Source organism: Aureimonas flava, assembly GCF_003583935.1.
Lineage (GTDB): Bacteria > Pseudomonadota > Alphaproteobacteria > Rhizobiales > Rhizobiaceae > Aureimonas > Aureimonas flava.
This window is the reverse complement of the sequence record NZ_QYRN01000003.1, coordinates 285573-304427: the sequence shown is the minus strand read 5'-3', so window position 1 is coordinate 304427 and position 18855 is coordinate 285573. Positions and strand designations below refer to the sequence as shown.

Sequence of the window (18855 nt, the reverse complement as noted above, 5' to 3'; positions counted from 1 at the left end):
GGTCTCGGGCAGAGCATTCTTCAGGCTAAGGCCGGCTTATAGGGAAAGCCGCGCCCGCGCGAAAGGGCGAAGCGTCAGTCCGGCGACGCGATTGTGGACGGATCGCCCGGCGGGCGCGAACGGCCGAGAAGATCGGCCGCGTCGCGCGGCAGGGCGCGGCCGTCGTAGCGGTCGATGCCCATCGCCAGCGCAAGGCAGGCGAGCTCCACCGCGCGGGGGATCTCGACCTGCTTCCCGCCGCGGTCGCCCTTCTCGTAATACTGGATCACGCGCTTCTTGAGGCCGAGCCGGTCGGCCGCCTCCCGCTGCTTCCAACCGAGCGCGCGGCGCCATTCGCGGAAGCTGTCCGAATCCATCCCGTGCCCCATCCGATCGGCTCCCCTCAGCCCCGCTCAAACTCCGAGGCGCAGGCTTCGGGCGTCCGGGGTCATGTCCCCTAGCAGATCGGACGGCTGGGACAACGAAAATGCACGACGTGCGCACCTGTCGCATTGAAAAAGCGCACGGCGTGCACATCTAATGGATGTGAAGGCCCGTACGACCTTCGATCAGCGAGGACCCGCAACCCGAAAGGAAACCCGCTCCATGCTTGCCGACCTCATCGTCAGCCGCTCCAACCTCGGCGCCGACCGCGGCCGCGACGACCTGCACCGCCACGCGACGTTCAGTTGCGGCCTGCGCTCGATCCTGCGCCGCGTGCTTCACCTGTTCAAGGCGGCATGACAGGCCCCGCCCGGATCGGATCGGGGGAACGCCAAACGCGATAAGGGCGCCGGATGTCTCCGGCGCCCTTATCGATTCCTGCGCGGGGCGGACGGCCTCAGGCGGCGGACCGGGTCCGATGCGCGTCGATCATCTCGAAGAAGCGCGCGAAGAGGTAATGCGAGTCCTGCGGGCCGGGCGAGGCCTCGGGATGGTGCTGCACCGAGAACACCGGCGCATCCTTCATCCGCAGGCCGCAGTTCGTGCCGTCGAACAGCGAGACGTGGGTCTCCTCGACGCCGGCGGGCAGCGAATCGGCGGCCACCGCGAAGCCATGGTTCATCGACACGATCTCGACCTTGCCGGTGGTGAAGTCCTTCACCGGGTGGTTCGCGCCGTGATGGCCCTGATGCATCTTCTCCGTGCGCCCGCCAAGCGCCAGGGCCAGGAGCTGGTGCCCGAGGCAGATGCCGAACATCGGGATGCCGCTGCGGGCGAGCTCGCGGATCACCGGCACCGTGTACTCGCCCGTGGCCGCCGGGTCGCCCGGGCCGTTGGACAGGAAGATTCCGTCCGGATCGTGCTGGAGGACATCGGCGGCGCTCGCCGTCGGCGGCACGATCACGACGCGCGCGCCGTGGCCCGACATCAGGCGCAGGATATTGCGCTTGGCGCCGTAGTCGATGGCGACGATCGTGTAGGCCGGATTCTCGCCCGCGCCGTAGCCGGCGTTCCACACCCACGGGCCCTCGGTCCAGACCTCGGCGCGATCGGAGGCGGCGTCCTTGGCGAGGTCGAGGCCGACGAGGCCGCTCCACCCGGCCGCCTTGGCGCGCAGCGCCTCGATGTCGAAGACGCCGTCCGGGTTGTGGGCAAGCACGGCGTTGGGCATGCCCCGCTCGCGGATCAGCGCGGTGAGGGCGCGGGTGTCCACGCCGGACAGCGCCACGACGCCGCGCTTCTTGAGCCAGGCGTCGAGCCCGCCCGCCGAGCGGTAGTTGGAGGGCGCCGAGACCTCGGCGCGGAAGATCGCGCCCACCGCGCCGACATTGTTGTCGGGCACGAGGTCCTCGATGTCCTCGTCGTTGGCGCCGACGTTCCCGATGTGGGGGAAGGTGAAGGTGACGATTTGGCGGGCATAGGAGGGATCGGTCAGGATCTCTTGGTAGCCGGTCAGCGAGGTGTTGAAGCAGACCTCGCCCAGAGCCTCGCCCACGGCGCCGATCCCGTCGCCCTCGATCACCGTGCCGTCGGCCAGCACGAGCAGGGCCGTGGGCTTCCTCTGCGTCCAGGCGTCGCTCATCGTCTCAACTCCTCGAGATCCTTCGGGGGCCATCGGCACAAAAGGCGGGCACACCCTTCCGGAGCGTCCATATCGCGCCATCGGCCTTCGGGCGCAACCCTTCGCGCGCGGCGCCCGGCCGGGAACGCATGACTGTGGAGCATGGCACGCATGCGCTTGCCAAAGCGCCGGCGCGTCATTAATCGTTCATCAACCTCTTGGGAGGTGCCGGCGCACAGGGCCGGAGGACGCACGAGTTATCCACGGGATTCGCTTAGCGCAGGGCGCCGGACCGCTTCCGGTCATCCGAAACCTCACCATTTTCCCACAAGCTGACACGGTCATTCTCGTCCTTCCTGGACGGGAGCCGGCCCGCTACGGAGCGCCGACGCGCCCCGGCGGTCGAACAGGACGAGTTGGAATGCGCGATCAGATTGCAGACGCATTGCAGGCGGCCATCGCGAGCGGCGACAAGCGGCGGATCGCGACGCTGCGCCTCGTCGCCACCGCCCTGAAGGACAAGGAAGCGGCGTTTCGCGAGGCGGGCCGGGGCCGGCCGGACGCGGCCGACATGGTGTCGCTCCTCCACTGCATGCTACGCCACCGACAGGCCGCCGAGGAAGGGTTCCGCGCCGCCGGCCGCCTCGAGGAGGCGGAGGCCGAGCGCGCCTGCATGGAGATGATCCGCGAGCTGATGCCGGCGCCCGTGCCGACCGGCGAGATCGAGGCGGCCTGCCGGCAGATCGTGTCCGACACCGGCTCCAAGGGCCTGCGCGACGTCGGACGCTGCATGAGCGCGCTCAAGGACCGCTACCAGGACAAGCTGAACCTGATCGAGGCCGGCGTCGTGATGCGCGGGCTTCTCAGCTAGGGCGCACATCCTCGGACGGGCGTCGCGCCGCCGCGGCGCGCCACGCCTCGGGGGTCAGCCGGAAGCACTGCCAGTCTGCCGGTTGGCCGGCGAGATCGAGCCGCGCGTCGTGCGCATGCACCGCGCCGAGCTTTCCCGTCGCCTTCTGCGAGCGGATGTTGCCGGGCGCGATGTGGAACCAGACCTCGTCGAACCAGGCGAAGGCGTGGGCCAGCATCAGCGACTTCAGCTCGAAATTGGCGGCTCCGCCCCAATACGCGCGGTCGAGAAAGGTGAAGCCGATGGCGATCGCCTCCGGCCGGTCGGGCGGCACGTAGAAGCGCGACGCGCCGACGATCCGGCCGGCGGCCCGGTCCTCCACCGCGACCGCGCCGCCGAGCGCCAGCAGCGTGCGGAAGAAGGGCTCGAACACCTCGCGCCGATGCCGGTCGCGCGCCGGATGGCCCGCCCAGGTCTCGGGATCGGACGCGGCCGCGTGGAGCGCGTCGAGATCGCCGGCCACGAGCTCGCGAACGGTGAGCCGCGGGCCGCGGAGCGTTGCGGCCGGATCGAAGTCCGGCGCCGTCATCCGCCGCTCTTGCCGGCCAGTTCGCGCGCCGCCGCCTCGTGGTAGCGGATCACCTCGCGCACCACGAAGGCTAGGTACTTCTCGGCGAAGTCCGGGTCGAGCTGGGCGGAGCCCGCCAGTTCGCGCAGGCGCGCCACCTGGCGTTTCTCGCGCGCCGGATCGGCCGGCGGCAGGTCGTGCTCGGCCTTCAGCACGCCGACGCGCTGGGTGCAGCGGAACCGCTCGGCCAGCATGTGCACGATCGCCGCGTCGATGTTGTCGATCGAATTGCGCAGGTTCTGCAGCTCGGGCAGGATGGCGGGGGTCTGGTCCATGAGGCTCGGTTCGCTGACGTTTCTCTCCGACGCCTGGATTAAGCGTCGTCGCCCGATCCGTCAAAGCGCGGGGCGCCCTGTGGATCGAGGTGGACAAGCCAGGCGCCTCGGGAAAACGGTGGCATTCGCCAAGGCAGATGACGATATGTCCGTCATGCGCTTTCCGCCCCAGTTCCTCGACGAGATCCGTGCCCGCATCCCCATCTCGGAGGTGATCGGCCGGCGCGTCGTCTGGGACCGGCGCAAGACGCAGTCGTCCAAGGGCGACTGGTGGGCCTGCTGCCCGTTCCACGGCGAGAAGTCACCCTCGTTCCACTGCGAGGATGCCAAGGGGCGCTACCATTGCTTCGGCTGCGGCGTGTCGGGCGACCATTTCCGCTTCCTGACCGAGCTGGAGGGCATGAGCTTCCCCGAGGCGGTGGAGCGGCTGGCCGGCGAAGCGGGCCTGCCGATGCCCGCGCGCGACCGAGACGAGGAGAAGCGCCAGGAAACGCAGGCGACGCTCATCGACGCGCTGCGCCTCGCCGCCGAGTTCTTCCGCCAGACCCTGCAGGAGGCGGACGGGGCCAAGGCGCGCGCCTACCTGCGCGATCGGGGCATCAATCCGGTGGTGCAGAAGGCGTTCGGGCTGGGTTACGCGCCCGACAACCGCAACCGGCTGAAGGAGTTCCTGGCGGGGCGGGGCGTCGGACGGGCGGAGATCGAAGGCGCCGGTCTGGTGGTGCACGGGGAAGGGATCGCCGTCTCCTACGACCGGTTCCGCGACCGCGTGATGTTCCCGATCCTCGACATCCGCGAGCGGGCGATCGCCTTCGGCGGTCGGGCGCTGGCGGCGGGCGTGCCGGCCAAGTACCTGAACTCGCCCGAGACCGAGGTCTTCCACAAGGGGCAGGTCCTCTACAATCTCGCCGGAGCCCGGCGGGCGGCCAAGGGCACGGGCACGCTCATCGTCGCCGAAGGCTACATGGACGTGATCGCCCTGCACCAGGGAGGTTTCGAGAACGCCGTGGCACCGCTCGGAACGGCGCTGACCGAGCGCCAGCTCGACCTCCTGTGGCGCACCGTGCCCGAGCCGATCCTGTGCTTCGACGGAGATGCGGCGGGCCTCAAGGCGGCCAACCGGGCCGCCGAGCTGGCGCTGCCGCTGCTGCGACCGGGCCGCTCGCTGCGCTTCGCCCTCCTGCCGGAGGGCAAGGACCCCGACGACCTCCTGCGCGCGTCCGGCCCGGAGGCGATGCGCGAGGTGCTGGATCGCGCCCGGCCGCTCGCCGACCTCGTGTGGATGCGCGAGACCGGCGGCGGCGGCTTCGACACGCCCGAGCGCCGCGCCGAGCTGGAGGGCCGGCTGAAGGCGATGATGCGCCAGATCGGCGACGAGAGCGTGCGGCGCCACTATCTCCAGGACGTCCAGGAGCGGCTCGCGGCCTTCTTCGGCCCCCCGCCCGCGCGCGGCGGGGGAGGGGGTTGGAACGGGCGACGGCGCGAGGATGGCCGCGGCGGCGGCGGTGCGCCGCGGCGGGCCGGCGCGCCCGGCGCCGGGCGGCGCTCACCCGTGTCCGAGCGCCTGGCGCGCAGCGCGCTCCTGGGGGGAGGCGCCCGCGCCACCGCCGCGCCGATGCGCGAGATGTCGATCCTGGTGGGCTTCGTGAACCACCCGCTGCTGCTGCGCGAGGCCTTCGACTACTTCGCCGACCTGGAGCTCACCAGCCCCGAGCTGGAACGGCTCCGCTCGGCGGTGATCGACGTCTATGCCGACGGCCAGCCCCATTCGCGCGAGGAGATCCTGGCCGAGCTCGACCGGCGGTTGTTGCTGGAGCCCTTCCAGGCCTGCGAGCAGAAGCTCCAGGCCGTCCGCCTGTGGAGCTTCCTGGACGGCGCGGCGCTGGAGGACGCGCGCGAGGCGGTCCGCCAGGCGCTGCACTTGCAGCACCGATACCTCTCACTACATAGGGAACTCCGAGCGGCGGAGGCCGCGCTGGCGACCGACGGCGACGACCTCGCCCATGCGCAACTCGTCGAGATACACCGGGAAATCAACAATTTGGCGGGAACCGAGGCGCTGATAGACGGGTTTGGTCTGCTGTCCGGTCGGCCCGCCAAGGGGATCTGAGCCCCGACGCAGCCCGACCCCGCGACGGGGCGCGTCCGCCTCGTGAATCGTGCCGCGAGGCTTCAAGCCCTTGACTTCGCGGCGGGAAAGAAGAAACACGCATCGGCCGGACGCCGGTGCCGGCGCGTTCCGGGCCGGCCGCATCCGCCGGTTGGAAATGGAATGGACCGACCGATCGACCGAGACCTCTCGAATGGTCATGGTTAATCGATCATTCACGGCCGGCGGCTAAGGCTGGCGGAATGGGGCGCGGGAGGCGCCGCTTTCCGCAAGCCGCACCGCGCCAGATGGAGACGAATGCACATGGCGACGAAAGTCAAGGAAGGCGAGGCGGCCGTCGAGGAGCGTCAGGAGACGCCTGACAGTCCTCTGCTGGACCTGTCGGACGACGCCGTCAAGAAGATGATCAAGGCCGCCAAGAAGCGCGGCTTCGTGTCGATGGACAAGCTCAACTCGGTGCTCTCGGCCGAGGACGTGACGTCGGAGCAGATCGAGGACCTCATGTCGATGCTGAGCGACATGGGCATCAACGTCGTCGAGGACGAGGAAGGCGAGAACGAGGAGGAGAAGGAGTCCGAGGAGTCCGGCTCTACCGAGGTCGCCGAGACCACGACGGGCGCCGTCGCCACCACGACCAAGAAGGAAGCCTCCGACCGGACCGACGACCCGGTGCGCATGTACCTGCGCGAGATGGGGTCGGTGGAGCTTCTGTCGCGCGAGGGCGAGATCGCTATCGCCAAGCGCATCGAGGCCGGCCGCGAGACGATGATCGCCGGCCTGTGCGAGAGCCCGCTGACGTTCCAGGCCATCATCATCTGGCGCGAGGAGCTCAACGAGGGCAACATCATGCTGCGCGAGGTCGTGGACCTCGAGGCGACCTATGCCGGCCCCGAGGCCAAGATGCCGAGCGCCCCGCCGGAGAACGGCGAGGCCGGCGCGCCCGCGCCCAACGGCGAGCTGCGCCCCGGCGAGGAGGAGGACGACGACGAGGACGACCTCGAGAACTCGCTCTCGCTCGCCGCGATGGAGGCCGAGATCCGCCCGCAGGTCATGGAGACCTTCGACGCGATCGCCGAGAACTACAAGCGGCTGCGCAAGCTCCAGGACCAGCAGGTCGAGAACCGTCTCGCCGCGCAGGGCACCCTGTCCTCCTCGCAGGAGCGCTCCTATCGCAAGCACAAGGACGACCTCGTCGCGGCGGTGAAGGGCCTGTCCCTCAACCAGAACCGCATCGACGCGCTGGTCGCCCAGCTCTACGACATCAACAAGCGGCTTGTGGGCAACGAGGGCAGGCTGCTGCGCCTGGCCGAGAGCCACGGGGTGAAGCGCGACGAGTTCCTCCAGAGCTACCAGGGCTCCGAGCTCGACCCGAACTGGACGCAGTCGATCGCCAACCTGGCGGGCAAGGGCTGGCTGAAGTTCGTCCAGAACGAGCGGGACGGCATCCGCAACCTGCGCCAGGAGATCCAGAACCTCGCCACCGAGACGGGCCTGGAGATCACCGAGTTCCGCCGCATCGTGCACATGGTGCAGAAGGGCGAGCGCGAGGCGCGGCAGGCTAAGAAGGAGATGGTGGAGGCGAACCTGCGCCTCGTGATCTCCATCGCCAAGAAGTACACCAACCGCGGTCTGCAGTTCCTGGACCTGATCCAGGAGGGCAACATCGGCCTGATGAAGGCCGTGGACAAGTTCGAGTACCGCCGGGGCTACAAGTTCTCGACCTACGCGACGTGGTGGATCCGGCAGGCGATCACCCGCTCGATCGCCGACCAGGCGCGCACCATCCGCATTCCGGTGCACATGATCGAGACGATCAACAAGATCGTGCGCACCTCGCGCCAGATGCTGCACGAGATCGGCCGCGAGCCGACGCCGGAGGAGCTGGCCGAGAAGCTGGCCATGCCTTTGGAGAAGGTCCGCAAGGTCCTCAAGATCGCCAAGGAGCCGATCTCGCTCGAGACGCCGGTGGGCGACGAGGAGGATTCGCACCTCGGCGACTTCATCGAGGACAAGAACGCGATCCTGCCGATCGACGCGGCGATCCAGGCGAACCTGCGCGAGACCACGACGCGCGTGCTCGCCTCGCTGACGCCGCGCGAGGAGCGCGTCCTGCGCATGCGCTTCGGCATCGGCATGAACACCGACCACACGTTGGAAGAGGTCGGCCAGCAGTTCTCGGTGACGCGCGAGCGCATCCGCCAGATCGAGGCCAAGGCCCTGCGCAAGCTCAAGCATCCGAGCCGCTCGCGCAAGCTCCGCTCGTTCCTAGACAGCTGAGCCGCTCCACCGCCGCCGCAAGACACAGCGAAAGGGCGCCTCCCGCCGGGGGGCGCCCTTTTTTTTGGCCGCTCAAGCGGCGGTGGGGCGGGGGGCGGATGTCGGGCGCGCGGCGCGGGTGCGGCGGGACAGGAGCGCGGCCACCATCATCGCCCCGATCACCGTCACGTGCTCCGTGGCCGTGTGGAAGTGGGCCGTGGCGTCGGGGCCGGTCATGGCCCAGAAGTCGTGGACCAGGAGGATCGTCAGCCCCGTGAAGGTCGCCAGTATGCCGGCGCCCAGCCACGCGGCGCGGTCGAGGACCACGAGCGCCGAGCCGACGAGCTGCACCGCGATCACGAGAGCGGCGACCAGCGCCGGGGGCGAGAAGCCGAAATAGGCCATCTCGGCGGTCGCGGTCTCGAAGTCCGCGAGCTTGGCGAGGCCGCTGCCCCAGAAGCAGAAGGTGAGGATCAGCCGCGCGAGCGGCGGGAACCAGCGTCTGTCGAGAAGCTGGGCGATGGCGGAGGGCATGACGGCGTTCCCCGAGCGGGCCGGCGCATCGTGGCCGGATCGGGGAAAGCCGTATCGGCGCGACGTTTCACGCGCATTTCCTCAAGGCGTGATCGTGCATCCGGACGATGTCGGCCTTGGGCATCGGCCGTGCGAGGTGGTAGCCCTGGAACAGGTTGCACCCGGCCGCGCGCGCGAGCAGCATCTGCTTCTCGGTCTCGATGCCCTCGGCCACGACGTTGAGGCGCATCGCGCTCGCCAGGCTCGCCAGGGCCGAGACGAAGACGTTGTCGGTCTCGCTGTCGCCGAGCCGGGCGATATAGCTGCGGTCGATCTTGATCGTGTCCACCGGCAGGTGGCGCAGGTAGTCGAAGCCGCAGAAGCCCGTGCCGAAATCGTCCAGCGCGATGCGGATGCCCATGTCGCGCAGGCTCTGGAGGCGCCGGCAGATATCGGGCGTGGCGTTGATCGCGGCCGATTCGGTGAGTTCGAGCACCAGGCGGCTCGGGGGGAAATCCGTCTCCTCCAGCACCCGCGCCACCATGTCCACGACGTCGTCGCGCGTGAGCTGGTTGGCCGAGACGTTCACGGAAACGGAAGCGTTCGGCAGATCGCCCGCGTCGGTCAGCGCGCGGCGCAGCACCCATTCGCCGAGCTGGTCGATCAGGGCGGTGCTCTCGGCGATCGGGATGAAGCGGGCGGGGGAGATGTTGCCGCGCGACGGGCTCTGCCAGCGCAGCAGGGCTTCCACGGCGACGAGATGGCCGTCCGGGCCCTGGATCGGCTGGTAGTGGAGGTCGAGCTCGTTCAGGAGGATCGCCGCGCGCAGCTCGCGCTCGATGAGGCGGCGATGCTTGAGCTCGGACAGCATCTCCGCGTCGAAGACGCAGGTCTTGTTGCGCCCGGCCTTCTTGGCGGCATAGAGCGCAACGTCGGCGAACTGCATGGCTTCCGACAGGTAATGGGTGCGCTCCGGCACCATCGCGACGCCGAGGCTGGCCGACAGCGACAGGCGGCGCCCACCGGCCATGACCGGCTTGTTGAGGGCCTGCCCGAGGCGTTCGCCGAAGGCCAGGGCCTCGTCCTCGTCGGCGCAGGGCAGGACGAAGGCGAACTCGTCGCCGCCGAGCCGGCCCGCCACCGCGCGCGGCGCCAGCCGCGTCAGCGTCGTCGCGATATGGAAGAGGGCGAAATCGCCCGCGCGATGGCCGAAGCTGTCGTTGAGGATCTTCAGGTTGTCCATGTCGAGCGCGAAGAAGGCGAGCGACTTGCCGGCCTCGCGCGAGCCGATGGCCTCGCCGGCCGCCTCCAGGAAGGCGCGGCGCGTCAGGAGGCCGGTGATCTCGTCGATCACGTGCCGTTCCACGAGCTCCTGCTGCTCGACGCGCAGGGTGTCGAGATCCCCTTGGGTGCGCCGGAGCGTGCGGTGGAGGCGGCCGAGCTGGCCGAACGTCACGACGAAGGCGACGAGCGAGACCGGGCCGAGCCAGGGCGTGACGAGGAGGCCGGCGAGCGTCAGCCCGATCCAGGCCAGGGTGAAACCCGCATGGGATCTGCCCAACTCGCGCAGGAAGCCTGCCTCTTCGTTCCAGAACGACGTGACCTTGTGCATACCGTACGCATCCATGACCATCAGGGACGTTAGTGTGAGTCTGTGAAAGCTTCACGTCGATCAAGGCGGCGGAGCACCGGGGCGCGTGGGTTCTGGCGCTATGCTGAACGGCGCATGAACGGCGCGGACGGCGGGAATTCAGCGAGGCGAGCATAGGACGGTTTTCCCGACGCGCCGCCGGCGCGGCCCTTTCGCCAGGAGATCGTCCATGCTGTCCAGCCTCATCCGCTCCACGCTCGTCGCCGCAACGCTTCTCGGCTCGTTCAGTGCCGCCACCGCCGCCCCGCGCGAGGCGGCCGGCGTGACGCTGATCGACCATCGCGGCGAACGCCATCACCGCCACGACCGCTGGGAGCATCGCGGGCCCCGGCACGGCGACCGCTGGGAGCGTGAGGCCCGGCGGGGCGGAAGCTGCTCGCCGCGCCTGGCCCTGCGCAAGGCGCGCGACATGGGTGTGCGCGGCGCCGACATCGTGCGTGACAACCGCCGGGCCGTGGTGGTGGCCGGCCACAAGCGCGGCCATCCGACCGCGGTGCGCTTCGCGCAGGCGCGCGGCTGCCCGGTGATCGGCTACCGGTAAGGGGTCGGGCATCGCCCGAACGACGAAAGGGGGCGGCCTTCGCGGGCCGCCCCCTTTTTCTCGTCGGTCGCTCGCGGTCCCCGGCGGCTCAGGGGCGAAGCTCGTAGACGATCCGCACCTCGCTGGTGACGGTGTTCTCGCCCGCCTCCACCGGCACCTTGGCGGCGCTGCCGGACGCCATCATCCGCATCTCGCCGAAGGGCATCGGCGGCGGCTGCGGCACATAGGCGTTGGCGGCGTCCTCGATCGAGACCACGCGGCCGAGCGTCAGGCCGGCCGCGTCGGCGAGCGCCTCGGCGCTGCTGCGGGCCTTGGCGACGGCTTCGCGCCGCGCCGCGTCGCGCAAGGCGGCGTCGTCCTCGATCTGGAAGGAGAACGAGCCGCCCTCGTTCACCCCGAGCTGCACGGCCCGGTCCAGGAGCTCGCCGAGCCGCGCCATGTCGCGCATCTTCACCGACAGCGTGTTGCGCACCTCGTAGCCGGTGAGCACGGGCGGAGACTGCGTTCCGTCCGGCCCGTTGTCGTAGCGGTACTGCGGCGTGATGCGGAAGCCCGACGTCTGGAGATCGCGCGCCTCGACGCCGAAGGACGACATGGCGCCGCGAACGGCCTCCATCGCCGTGTTGGCCTCCTCCAGCGCCGCGGCCGCCGTGGCGCCGGTACGCAGCACGGTGAGCTGCGTGACGGCAAGGTCGGGCGCGCCGTTCGCCTGTCCCTCGCCGGTGACGCTAATGCGCGCCGGGGGCGGGGCGGGCGGGGGCGGGGCGTCCTGAGCGAGCGCCGGAGCCGAGAGGGCGAGGCCCGCACACAGGGCGAGGGGGGCGAAAAGGCGAACTGTGGACAAGGCCGATTCTCCGTGCGATTGTTGACGCACGGGTTGTGCCGCGCGATTGCGGCGAAACGCCAGACGCGCGGACAAGCGGCGGCGCGCGTCAGCCGCCCGCGATGAGGCTCCGGGTCTCGCCCGCGCCGTCGGCGGCGGCGCAGGCGGACAGGAGATTGGCGTGGCGGAAGCGCGGGTCGCCCGTGACCTCGCGCCCCACCCAGTCGGGCCGGGCGAAGCTCTGGTCGGGATGGTCGAGCTCCACTTCCGCCCAGACCAGGCCGGCGAGCGGGCCCTTGAAGACGTCGACCTCCCAGGTCCGTCCCGCGTGCGGAACGATGTGCCGGTGCTTCTCGATGACCTGGCCGCGGCACACCTCCGCCAGGAGGCGCTCGGCGTCGGTCACGGGGATCTCGTATTCGAACTCCGGCCGGCAGATGCCCGAGCGCGCGCCCTTCACGGTGAGCCAAGCCTTCCGCCCCTCGACGCGCACGCGGACCTTGCCGTTGGCGCCCCGGCTGACGAGCCCATCGCGCAGCACCCTGACGCGCACGGTGCGCGCGCGCCAGCCCTCGCCGACCACCAGGAACTTGCGCTCGATCTCAACCTGCATGCGGTTCTTCCACTCGCATCGCACCCGCTGGCGGGGGCCACCGACGTCCGTCGGGCGGCTCCCATGTCACCGAATCGTCACGAAGGCAAACCCCGAAGGGACGGCGTGCTTCCGGAAGGGCGGGCGCGGGCTTGCCGCGTCAGGCGCCGTAGCCGACGATCCCCTTGATCTCCAGGAACTCGTCGAGGCCGAACTCGGCATATTCGCGCCCGTTGCCGGACTGCTTGTAGCCGCCGAACGGGGCGCCCGCGTCCCAGGCGGGATAGTTGATGTAGACGTTGCCGGTGCGCATCCTGGCGGCCAGCGCGCGGGCGCGGTCGATGTCGGACGACTGGATGTAGGAGGCGAGGCCGTAGACCGTGTCGTTGGCGAGTTCGGCCACCTCCTCCTCGCTCTCGTAGGACAGGATCGACAGGACCGGCCCGAAGATCTCCTCGCGCGCGATGGTCATGTCGGGCGTGACGTCGGCGAACACGGTGGGGCGCACGAAGTAGCCCCGGTTCAGCCCGTCCGGCCGGCCTGGCCCGCCCGCGACGAGCCGCGCGCCCTCGCGCATGCCGGTCTCGATCAGGCCCTGGATCTTGTCGTACTGGACCTGGCTCACCACCGGGCCGAGCTGGGTCGCCTCCGCGTCGGCCGGACCGACCTTGAAGGCGTCGGCGGCGCGCGCGGCGATCCGCGCCGCCTCGTCGTGGCGGTCGGCGGGCACGAACATGCGCGTCGGCGCGTTGCAGCTCTGGCCCGAGTTTCCGAAGCAGCCCTGGACGCCCTTGGTGACGGCGGTCTCCAGGTCGACGTCGGGCAGGAGGATGTTGGCCGACTTGCCGCCGAGCTCCTGATGGACGCGCTTGATCGTGTCGGCCGACGACTTGGCGACCAGGATCCCCGCCCGCGTCGAGCCGGTGAAGGACATCATGTCGATGCCGGGATGGCGCGACATGGCATCGCCGACGCTCGGCCCGTCGCCGTTGACGAGGTTGAAGACGCCCTTGGGCAGGCCCGCCTCGTGGCAGATCTCGGCGAAGAGCAGCCCGCTCATCGGGGCGATCTCGGAGGGCTTCAGCACCATGGTGCAGCCGGCGGCGAGCGCGGGCGCGACCTTGCACATGATCTGGTTCATCGGCCAGTTCCACGGCGTGATCATGCCGACCACGCCGATGGGCTCGCGCACCACCATCGTGGCGCCGCGACGCTGCTCGAACTCGAAGCTCTCCAGCGTCTCGATCATCCGGGCGAGATGCGCCGTGCCGATCGCGGCCTGGGAGGCGAGGGCGAAGGGGCGCGGCGCGCCCATCTCGCGGCTGATCGCCTCGGCCATCTCGGGCAGGCGGGATTCGTAGACCGCGAGAAGGCGGCGCATCAGCGCCAGGCGCTCGGCGCGCGTGGTGCGCGAGAAGGCGGGAAAGGCCCGGCGGGCGGCGGCCACCGCCCGGTCCACGTCGGCCGCGCCGCCGAGCGCGATCTCGGCATAGGCTTCTTCCGTGGAAGGATCGATCACCGGAAGCCGCGCGGGCGCGGCCGGGTCCACCCATTCGCCGTCGATGTAGAACTGCAGGGCGTGGCTCATGTCGATCCCTCCTCGTCGAGCGTGGCCACGGGTGTAGGCCGAAGAGGGGCCGGCGGTCCAGCCGCCGGCCCCCTCGTTCCGGCCCTGCCGGGGGACTCGGTGCCTCAGCGGCGGTGGCGACGGGCGAGGTCCACCAGGATGGCGACCAGAACCACGAGACCGACGATCACGCGCTGCCAGAAGCCCGACACGTTCAGGAGAACCGTGCCGTTGGCGAGCATGGCGAGGAGCAGCGCGCCCAGCGCCGTGCCGACGATCGTGCCCTGGCCGCCGCGAAGGCTCGTGCCGCCGATGATCGCGGCGGTGATCGCCTGCAGCATCCAGCCCTCGCCGACCGACGGCTGGCCGGCGTCCATGCGGCTCGCGTAGAGCATGCCGGCCATGGCCGCGAACATGCCGGCCAGCCCGTAGACCAGGAGCTCGACGCGGCGGATGCGGATGCCGACCAGGACCGCCGCGTCGCGGTTGCCGCCGATGGCGAAGATGTTGCGGCCGAACTTGGTGTTGCGCAGGACCCAGATCAGGATCGCGGCCGAGACCAGGAAGAACAGGACCGGCACCGGCAGGCCGAACACCTCGCCCTGGCCGAACACCCGGAAGCCCGGCCCGAGCGGGCGGATCGGGTAGCCCTCGGTGATGACCAGCGTCATGCCGGCGAAGATCTCGCCGGAGGCCAGCGTCACGATGAAGGGATTGAGCTTCAGGTAGGCGATGAAGAACCCGTTCACGAGGCCGAGGCACAGGCCGAACAGGCAGGCGAGGGGGATCACCAGCCAGGGGTGGACGCCGAGCGAGGTGAGGAGGAGCGAGCCGACGATGGCCGACAGGCCGGCCGCCGCGCCCACCGACAGGTCGATGCCGCCAAGCAGCAGCACCAGCGTCTGCCCGAGCGCGACCAGACCGACGAAGGCGGCCGCGCGCGCCACCACGGTGAGGTTGTAGGCCGACAGGAAGTTCGGCGCGGCGAGCGACAGCACGATCGCGAAGATGCCGAGCGCGATCAGGATGCCGCTCGCCTCCCAGCCCTTGAAGCGGGACCACAGCGACGGAGGGGCGGAGCGGGCCCGCGCGGGGGACCCAAGAGCGGCGTTGGTCATGGCTCGGGTGCCTTTCGGTCGGGAGGATGCGCGGCGCGGGGCGCCCGTCAGCTCATGGCGAGGCGCAGGAGGGATTCCTGCGTCATCTCCTCGGTGCGCGGGGTGCCCTTCACGCGGCCCTCGTGCATCACGAGGATGCGGTCGGAGACGTTCAGCACCTCCTCCAGCTCGGAGGAGATGTAGACGATGGACAGGCCCGCGGCGGTGAGGCTGTCGAGCACGCCCTGGATCTCGGACTTGGCGGCGACGTCGATGCCGCGCGTCGGCTCGTCCAGGATGAGGATGCGGGCGTTCTTGGCGAGCCAGCGGCCGAGGATGACCTTCTGCTGGTTGCCGCCCGACAGCGAGGTGATCGGGTCGGACGCCGCGCCGATCTTGATGCGCAGGCGCTCGACATACTCGTCCACCGTGCCGGCCATGCCTCGGAAGTCCATCCAGGCCGGCCCGCGGAAGCGGTCCAGCGTCGCGATGGTCAGGTTCTCGGCGATCGACAGGAGCGGGAAGATGCCCTCCTGCTTGCGCTCCTCGGGAAGGTAGACGAGCCCGCGCGCGATGGCGTCCGCCGGGTCGGAGACGGGCCGGGCGTCGCCGAAGATCTCGACGGTGCCCGCCTTCTGCCGCGTCAGCCCGAAGATGCACTTGGCGACCTCCGTGCGGCCGGCGCCGACGAGGCCCGAGACGCCGAGCACCTCGCCCTCGTGCAGCTCGAAGGACACGTCCTCGAACTCGCCGGGTCGCGTCAGGCCCGACACGCGCAGCACCACCGGGCGGTCCTCCAGGCGGCGCGGCGTGTGGGTGGAGAGCGCCACCTCGCGGCCCGCCATCATGGCGACCATCTCGTGCTTGGAGGTGCGCCGGGGCTCGAGCTCGCCGACATAGGCGCCGTCGCGCAGCACCGAGATGCGGTCGGACAGGTCGAGGATCTCGTCCAGGCGGTGCGAGATGTAGAAGGCCGAGCCGCCGCCCTCGCGGAAGCGCCGGATGAAGGCGTAGAGCTTTTCGGTCTCGCGCGTCGTGAGCGCGGCGGTCGGCTCGTCGAAGATCAGGATCCGGGCCTTGGTGGCCACGGCTCGCGCGATCTGCACGAGCTGCTGCTGCGCCTTGGACAGATCGCCGGCGCGCGCCTCGCCCGCGATCGTGTCGTCCACGGCGTGGAGGTGCGTGAGCGCCTCCTCGCGCGTCGCGCGCCAGTCGATCGCCGGGCCGCGCGTGATCTCGGCGCCCAGCATGATGTTCTCGGTGACGGTGAGGGCCGGCACGAGGTTGATCTCCTGCGGCGCGATCGCGATGCCCGCGCCCTGCGCCTCGCCGGGCGAATGGAAGTGCGCCTCCGCGCCCCCCACCAGGAGCTGGCCGCCGGTGGGGCGCAGGCGCCCGCAGATGATGTTCATCAGCGTCGACTTGCCGGCGCCGTTCTCGCCGATGATGGCGTGCACCTCGCCGGGCCGGATCGAGACGGAGACGCCCTTGAGGGCGTGCACCACGCCGAAGCTCTTCGACACGTTGCGCGCCTCGAAGGCGGCGGCGATCGCGTCCATGTCAGCCTCTCCCATTCTTCGGGGAACGAAGGGGCCGGGCGGGCCGGCCCCTCCCGGGATCAGAGCTGGTCCTTGGTGATCAGGCGGGAGCCGGTGTTGTGGTCCATCGGGATCGTGTGGTTCTGGTTCATCGCCACCATGTAGCGGACGGCCCAGTAGCCGATGTCCCACTGGCGCTGCGCCTTGAGGGCGGTGATGACGCCTTCCTTCACGAAGTCCACCGCTTCCGGCAGGTCGTCCATGCCGACCACGGCCACTTCGCCCGCCTTGCCGGCGTTCTGGACCGCGCGCGCGATGCCGATCGGGTTGGAGGCGTTGCAGCCGAAGAAGCCCTTGATGTCGGGGTGGGCCTGGAGCGCGTTCTCGGTGAGCGAGACCGCCTGCTCGAGCACGTCGTTGTCGGGCTGCTCGAACACGACCTCGACCTTCGGGAAATCCTCCAGCGCCTTCTTGAAGCCCTTGATGCGCTCGACGTGGTCGGTGGCGGTCAGCGATCCGGACAGGATGCCCACCTTGCCCTCGCCGCCGATGTGCTCGGCCAGGAACTTGCCGAGGTCGTAGCCGTCGCCGTAGCTGTCCTTCTGGCCCACGAAGGCGAAGTCGGGCGAGCAGAACGAGTTGAAGGTGATGGTGTTGACACCCGCTTCCCGGGACTCGTTCAGGAGCTGGACGTTGGTCGCCTGGTCGAGGCAGGCGACGGCCAGGCCGTCGGGATGGCGGCCGATATTGGCCTCGATGCGCTGGTTCTGGTCGGCGACGTCGGCCTGGGGCGGCTGATCCCAGATCATGTTGATCTTGATGCCTTCCTTGGCGAGTTCGTCCACCGCGAACTGGCCGCCCTGGCGCACCACGTCGTACCAGGGATGGATCACCTTCGGGATGAAGACGAAGGTCAGCTCCTTGTCGATCGGCTTGATGAGGTCCTCCTGGCCCTCGGCCAGTGCCGGCAGCGTCGTGCCGGCGAGCATGGAGCCGAGAACCAGGGCGGACCAGAATCCCTTGCGCATGTCGTCTTCCTCCCGAAAGGGGCGCCTCCCGCCCCGCAAACGCGCGACCGCGGGCCGCCCGGCGCGGCTCGCCTCTCCCAGGCGGTGCGCGCCCTTTCCGTCTCGCGCACTTTTCGGCTGACGTCAACACATTTGATCTCCGGTATTTCAATTGTTCAGGACCGAGGCTGCTCTCGTTAACGCAGGGAGGCTTTCCGGTCGGGCTTGGCTGAATTCGGCAGATACTCAAAGGACAAGCGCACGCTAGAAATCCCAACCAACGCGTTCTCGTCGCCGCATTTTTGCTATTTACAAAAAACAAATATGCGGACTACACCTTCGTCACGGCGCGACGTGTGCGCCGCCCCCAATTCGGATGGACGGTCATGAAAGCTGCTCTCCTGCGTGCTCCCAACGACGTCCTCTTCGGCGATGTCGCCGACCCGGCGCCCGAGCGCGGCGATCTCGTTCTGAAGGTGCGCGCCGCCACGATCTGCGGCACCGATATCCGCATCGTCACCGGCCGCAAGACCATGGGCGTGCGCTACCCCTCGGTTCTCGGGCACGAGTTCTCCGGCGAGATCGTCGAGGCCGGCGGCTCCGGGCGCTTCAAGGCGGGCGACGCGGTCTGCGTCGATCCGGCGATCGCCTGCGGCCACTGCGCCTATTGCCGGCGGGGCCTCGAGAACGTCTGCGAGAACCTCACCGCGATCGGCTACGAGGTCGACGGGGCCTTCGCCGAGTACATCCGCATTCCCGGACGCGCGCTGGAGACGGGCAACGTCTTCGCCATGCCGGACGGCGTCTCCTTCGAGGAGGCCGCGCTGGCGGAGCCGCTCGCCTGCGTCATCAACGGGCAGGAGAAGGTCGGCGTGGAGCGCGGCGACGTGGTGGCGATCCTCGGCTCCGGGCCGATCGGGCTGCTGCACGTCAAGGTCGCCCGCCTGTCCGGCGCGCGGCGCATCGTCGTGTCGGAGCCGAACCCCGGCCGCCGCGAGGCCGCGCTGCGGGCCGGCGCGGACGTCGTGGTGGACCCGGCGAACGAGGATCTCGGGGCGATCGTCCGGGGCGAGACGGGCGGCATCGGCGCCGACGTGGTGATCGTCGCCATCGGCGTGCCGTCGCTCGCCAACGACGCGCTGGGCCTCGCCCGCCTGCGCGGCCGCGTCTCGCTGTTCGCCGGCTTCAACAAGGGCGAGATGGCCCCTCTCGACGTCAACGCCATCCACTACAACGAGCTGATCGTCACCGGCTCCTTCGGCCTCACGCGGCTCCAGTTCGAGAAGTCGCTCGCCCTGATCGCCTCGGGACAGCTCGATACGAAGCCGTTCCTGACGCATCGTTTCGCGCTTCCGGCGATCGGCGAGGCGCTGGAAACCGCCGCCAGAGGCGATGCCATCAAGGTCGCCATCGTATCCTGATC

At 69.8% G+C, this 18855-nt stretch carries 18 protein-coding genes; 6 read left to right on the top strand and 12 right to left on the bottom strand.

All coding sequences use genetic code 11. From position 1 onward, the window contains the following. Positions 1 to 74: 74 nt before the first annotated feature. Positions 75 to 356 (bottom strand): helix-turn-helix domain-containing protein, encoded by a 282-nt coding sequence (locus D3218_RS07080; RefSeq protein WP_119539195.1) that lies wholly within the window; start codon positions 354 to 356, stop codon positions 75 to 77. 229 nt (positions 357 to 585) lie between these two features. Here D3218_RS07080 and D3218_RS19660 point away from each other — a divergent pair, with 229 nt between their 5' ends. Continuing rightward, a complete protein-coding gene (locus D3218_RS19660; protein ID WP_168990435.1) occupies positions 586 to 723 on the top strand; it encodes a hypothetical protein in 138 nt (45 codons plus the stop codon). A gap of 97 nt (positions 724 to 820) precedes the next feature. Here the strand turns inward: D3218_RS19660 and carA are convergent, their stop codons facing one another. Then, complete coding sequence (gene carA, locus D3218_RS07075; RefSeq protein ID WP_119539194.1) at positions 821 to 2005, bottom strand: glutamine-hydrolyzing carbamoyl-phosphate synthase small subunit; 1185 nt, start codon at positions 2003 to 2005, stop codon at positions 821 to 823. A gap of 400 nt (positions 2006 to 2405) precedes the next feature. On the opposite strand from carA, the gene D3218_RS07070 reads away from it, so the two are divergent. Beyond that, positions 2406 to 2855 (top strand): GatB/YqeY domain-containing protein, encoded by a 450-nt coding sequence (locus tag D3218_RS07070; RefSeq protein WP_119539193.1) that lies wholly within the window; start codon positions 2406 to 2408, stop codon positions 2853 to 2855. On the opposite strand, the gene D3218_RS07065 is transcribed toward D3218_RS07070, so the two are convergent. After that, a complete protein-coding gene (locus D3218_RS07065) occupies positions 2848 to 3423 on the bottom strand; it encodes a GNAT family N-acetyltransferase (RefSeq protein WP_119539192.1) in 576 nt (191 codons plus the stop codon). The genes D3218_RS07070 and D3218_RS07065 overlap by 8 nt on opposite strands. Next, positions 3420 to 3737, bottom strand: a complete 318-nt coding sequence (locus tag D3218_RS07060; protein WP_119539191.1) for a chorismate mutase — start codon at positions 3735 to 3737, stop codon at positions 3420 to 3422. The genes D3218_RS07065 and D3218_RS07060 overlap by 4 nt, the downstream gene beginning before the upstream one ends. A 154-nt stretch (positions 3738 to 3891) precedes the next feature. Here D3218_RS07060 and dnaG point away from each other — a divergent pair, with 154 nt between their 5' ends. Further along, entirely contained in the window at positions 3892 to 5847 is a 1956-nt protein-coding gene (gene dnaG / locus D3218_RS07055) for a DNA primase (RefSeq protein ID WP_119539337.1), read from the top strand. 303 nt (positions 5848 to 6150) lie between these two features. Further along, positions 6151 to 8124 (top strand): RNA polymerase sigma factor RpoD, encoded by a 1974-nt coding sequence (gene rpoD / locus D3218_RS07050; protein ID WP_119539336.1) that lies wholly within the window; start codon positions 6151 to 6153, stop codon positions 8122 to 8124. Between the two features lie 72 nt (positions 8125 to 8196). Here rpoD and D3218_RS07045 read toward each other — a convergent pair whose 3' ends face one another. Both D3218_RS07045 and D3218_RS07040 read right to left on the bottom strand, forming a co-directional pair. After that, positions 8197 to 8637, bottom strand: coding sequence for a DoxX family protein (locus D3218_RS07045; protein WP_119539190.1), 441 nt, complete (start codon positions 8635 to 8637; stop codon positions 8197 to 8199). Between the two features lie 67 nt (positions 8638 to 8704). Next, complete coding sequence (locus D3218_RS07040; protein WP_168990434.1) at positions 8705 to 10228, bottom strand: putative bifunctional diguanylate cyclase/phosphodiesterase; 1524 nt, start codon at positions 10226 to 10228, stop codon at positions 8705 to 8707. Positions 10229 to 10436: 208 nt separating this feature from the next. Here D3218_RS07040 and D3218_RS07035 point away from each other — a divergent pair, with 208 nt between their 5' ends. Then, complete coding sequence (locus tag D3218_RS07035) at positions 10437 to 10808, top strand: hypothetical protein (protein WP_119539188.1); 372 nt, start codon at positions 10437 to 10439, stop codon at positions 10806 to 10808. An 88-nt stretch (positions 10809 to 10896) separates the two neighbouring features. On the opposite strand, the gene D3218_RS07030 is transcribed toward D3218_RS07035, so the two are convergent. The 6 genes from D3218_RS07030 to D3218_RS07005 form a co-directional block, all read right to left on the bottom strand. Then, the gene (locus D3218_RS07030) at positions 10897 to 11652 is read right to left on the bottom strand and encodes an SIMPL domain-containing protein (protein WP_119539187.1); all 756 of its coding nucleotides are present in this window, start codon (positions 11650 to 11652) and stop codon (positions 10897 to 10899) included. Between the two features lie 88 nt (positions 11653 to 11740). Further along, positions 11741 to 12244, bottom strand: coding sequence for a CYTH domain-containing protein (locus tag D3218_RS07025; RefSeq protein ID WP_119539186.1), 504 nt, complete (start codon positions 12242 to 12244; stop codon positions 11741 to 11743). 139 nt (positions 12245 to 12383) lie between these two features. Continuing rightward, complete coding sequence (locus tag D3218_RS07020; protein ID WP_119539185.1) at positions 12384 to 13811, bottom strand: aldehyde dehydrogenase family protein; 1428 nt, start codon at positions 13809 to 13811, stop codon at positions 12384 to 12386. Positions 13812 to 13915: 104 nt separating this feature from the next. Beyond that, a complete protein-coding gene (locus tag D3218_RS07015) occupies positions 13916 to 14908 on the bottom strand; it encodes an ABC transporter permease (RefSeq protein ID WP_119539184.1) in 993 nt (330 codons plus the stop codon). 47 nt (positions 14909 to 14955) lie between these two features. After that, complete coding sequence (locus D3218_RS07010; protein ID WP_210209650.1) at positions 14956 to 16446, bottom strand: sugar ABC transporter ATP-binding protein; 1491 nt, start codon at positions 16444 to 16446, stop codon at positions 14956 to 14958. A 59-nt stretch (positions 16447 to 16505) separates the two neighbouring features. After that, positions 16506 to 17453, bottom strand: a complete 948-nt coding sequence (locus tag D3218_RS07005) for a substrate-binding domain-containing protein (protein ID WP_245414951.1) — start codon at positions 17451 to 17453, stop codon at positions 16506 to 16508. Positions 17454 to 17818: 365 nt separating this feature from the next. Here D3218_RS07005 and D3218_RS07000 point away from each other — a divergent pair, with 365 nt between their 5' ends. Further along, positions 17819 to 18853, top strand: coding sequence for a zinc-dependent dehydrogenase (locus tag D3218_RS07000; RefSeq protein WP_119539183.1), 1035 nt, complete (start codon positions 17819 to 17821; stop codon positions 18851 to 18853). Positions 18854 to 18855 lie beyond the last annotated feature (2 nt).